General features: G+C 61.9%; 3 protein-coding genes. All 3 read left to right on the top strand.

What is annotated here, in order from left to right:
• Positions 1-469 (top strand): hypothetical protein (locus ABJK70_RS22640; protein WP_347259218.1); only part of this gene is annotated, 469 nt, incomplete at its 5' end.
• A 275-nt stretch (positions 470-744) separates the two neighbouring features.
• Positions 745-2,133, top strand: a complete 1,389-nt coding sequence (locus ABJK70_RS22635) for an amidohydrolase family protein (RefSeq protein ID WP_168183769.1) — start codon at positions 745-747, stop codon at positions 2,131-2,133.
• 46 nt (positions 2,134-2,179) lie between these two features.
• A complete protein-coding gene (locus tag ABJK70_RS22630; protein ID WP_347259217.1) occupies positions 2,180-2,815 on the top strand; it encodes an NAD(P)H-dependent oxidoreductase in 636 nt (211 codons plus the stop codon).
• Positions 2,816-3,048 lie beyond the last annotated feature (233 nt).

Genomic DNA, 3,048 nt, shown 5'->3' with positions numbered 1-3,048 from the left:
CGAACTGATCGAGCAGATCGGGCAGGGACGCGGCCTTGGGGCGGGTGTGATCGCGTCCGGAAAATGCCCGCCGGTGTTCCGGATCAAACTCGGTTTTTTGGCCCATCGCATCGACAGTCTGTTGAACGAGACTCAGGCGGCGCTGCGGGACCTTTCTCCGCCGACCGGCCAGGATCTGCAAGCAGGATTGGCGCACTGCCGCGAATCGACCGGGAAATTCGTGAATCTCCTCAATGAACGCATCATTCAGCCGAGCCGCATCGAGCTCAAGCTCAAGCCCTATTTTACGGAGGCGACCCGGGCAATCGAGGCCAATATCGCTCTGATCGATCAACTCATGGATACGCTCCACGGCGTATTTGCCTTGCGAGCCAACGAACTGGCAAGGCCAAAGCGCTATGTGCCGTTGTTCGCCGCGGCCGTTTCGATCCTGGTTGCCCTTGTCCCGCTGACGTGGCTGCTGCCTTAAGTCCGTATCGGGAGATTCCCGAATCGTTGTAGGTCGGCAATCCTTTGCCGACAAACCTGCTTGCCGGCCCGTTAGTGTCGGGAAAGTATTCCCGACCTACAACAGGAGGGAGCCACACCAAACCGAAAAATCTCCCAGGCTCTTTTTCCCGGTGCGGAAGGCACAAGACGCGTGAATCCCGTTCGCTGCGCTGCAATGAATGGTCCGAACCGCGGTCGAAAGAAATAGTTCGCGTGTCCGTGAATCGGAAGATGAAGCGATACGGATCGCCGTGCATGCACGGGTTATTGGCAATCATTTTGTCGCTCCTGGTGTTCGCCAGCGGGAGTAGAGCGGATATGAAGGCTTTTGTCGGCGGTACCCTGATCGATGGAACCGGCGGCGCGCCACGCGCCGATGCCGTAATCGTGGTGGAGGGCGAGCGAATTGCGGCGGTGGGAAACCGGGGCGAGATACCGATTCCTCCCGAAGCGCGGGTAATCGACGCGAGCGGGAAATGGATCGTTCCCGGCTTGATCGATGCGCACATACACTTCTTTCAATCGGGCGGTCTTTATACCCGTCCGGATGTGATCGATCTGCGGGATGTTCGCCCTTATGCGGACGAGATCACCGGGATCAGGCAGCGCATCCCCGACACCTTGTCTCGATACGTGGCGAGCGGCGTGACCTCGGTGGTGGACGTCGGCGGTCCGTTCTGGACCTTCGAGGTGCGGGATCTCGCGAGGCGGACCGAACGGGCGCCGCGCGTCGCGGTGGCGGGACCTTTGATCGCGACTTATTTTCCGCAGGAACTCAAGGCCGAGGATCCGGCGCTGATCAAGGTCGATTCTGCCGAGGAAAGCCGCGCCACGGTGCGAGAGATTTTGGCGCGCAAGCCGGACCTCATCAAAATCTGGTTCATTCCCTTGCCGGGCCGGAGTCTTGCGTTTCAGACCGCCATAGTGCAGGCCGCGATCGAGGCGAGCCATGCCGCCGGCACTCGGGTCGTGGTGCACGCGACCGAACTGGAGACCGCACGGGCGGCGGTGCAGGCGGGTGCGGACATTCTCGCCCACAGCGTGGAGGACCGCCGGGTCGACGAGGCCTTCATCAAGCTACTGAAGGATCGGAACGTGGTGTACGTGACCACCCTCGTCGTCAACGAGGGTTATCAGGAGGTGCTGGGACGGAAGGTTCGGCTGACCGACATCGAACGCCGCCTCGGCGATCCCGAGGCGATCGCGACGTTCGACGAGCTGGCTAGCCTGCCCGTTTGGAAAAGGCCCTGGGCTTTCCACTGGTTCAGCCGGGATATCGCATTCTGGAATCTGAAGCGTTTGCAGCAGAGCGGCGTGACCGTCGCCGCCGGGACCGATGCCGGCAATATCGGCACCTTGCACGGGCCGGCGCTGCACCGGGAGTTCGAGCTGATGGCCGAGGCCGGCTTGTCGCCCGAGGAGATTCTGACCGCCGCGACGCGAGGCGGAGCTCGCGTCATGGGGCGAAGCGCCGAATTGGGGACCGTGGAGCAGGGCAAAATCGCCGATTTCGTGCTGCTCGACGCCGATCCGCTGGCCGATGTCACTCATTTGCGCCGCATTTTCCGCGTGGTCAAGGGAGGGGCCGTTTTCGATCCCCGAGCGTGGGACGAGCAAAAGCCGTCGATGCGATCCCGGCTTTGAAACGAACTTCGAACAAAGTACGCTGTTGAATTTCGAGGAGATATCCATGGAAGCCAAACCGAAAATTCTCGCTTTTGCCGGCAGTGCGCGAGAACGCTCCTACAACAAAATGCTGGTGCGGATCGCCGCGGCAGGCGCCCGTCGGGCCGGCGCCGAGGTGACGATGGCAGACCTGCGCGATTTTCCGATGCCGATCTATGACGGTGACTTGGAGAGCCGCGATGGCATTCCCGCCAACGCCCTGAAATTCAGACATCTGATGATGGCGCATCAGGGGCTTTTGATCGCTTCGCCCGAGTACAACAGCTCGATTACGCCGCTCCTCAAGAACACCATCGACTGGATATCCCGGCCGGTCGGCGGCGAGGATGGCCTGGCGCCTTTCCGGAACAAGGTCGCCACCCTGCTGTCGGCTTCGCCCGGAGGCTTCGGCGGTCTCCGCGGCCTGGTTCACTTGCGGGCGATCCTGGGCAACATCGGTGTCATCGTCCTGCCCGACCAATTGGCGGTGGCCAAGGCTCACGAAGCGTTCCAGCCCGAGGGCACGCTGACCGATCCCAAACAACACGCCGCCGTCGAAGCCTTGGGGACAAATCTCGCCGCCACTTTGGCGAAATTGCATGGACAGACCCTAATGCCCGAGCCGGAGGAGCGTCGGCACGATCTGAGCCGAATCGGGTAAGGTTCGGCCACAGAGCGAGAAAGGCCGAGCGGTCGTGGAACAACAACGCCTTGGCTGTCTTCATGCCGCTACGCGCCGTATTTCAGCATACGCCTACGGCGAATCGAGCGGGCGGAATACCAGGTAGAACTGCGTCTCCGTTGCCATGGCTTCGAGGTAGATGCCCCGGCGGGTGTACGGCGCGGCGGAATCGGGGACGGTGCCCACAAACACCCGCTGCAGCTCGGCGCCGG

The sequence above is a fragment of the Methylocaldum sp. genome (genome assembly GCF_039794385.1).
Taxonomy (GTDB): domain Bacteria; phylum Pseudomonadota; class Gammaproteobacteria; order Methylococcales; family Methylococcaceae; genus Methylocaldum.
Note: the sequence above shows the minus strand (reverse complement) of the source record. Positions and strands in the feature narration are given on the sequence as shown.

Bases quoted from the DNA above. Each gene is read 5' to 3' on its own strand.
- ABJK70_RS22635 (WP_168183769.1), top strand. From the start codon at position 745: ATGCACGGGTTATTGGCAATCATTTTGTCGCTCCTGGTGTTCGCCAGC.
- ABJK70_RS22630 (WP_347259217.1), top strand. From the start codon at position 2,180: ATGGAAGCCAAACCGAAAATTCTCGCTTTTGCCGGCAGTGCGCGAGAA.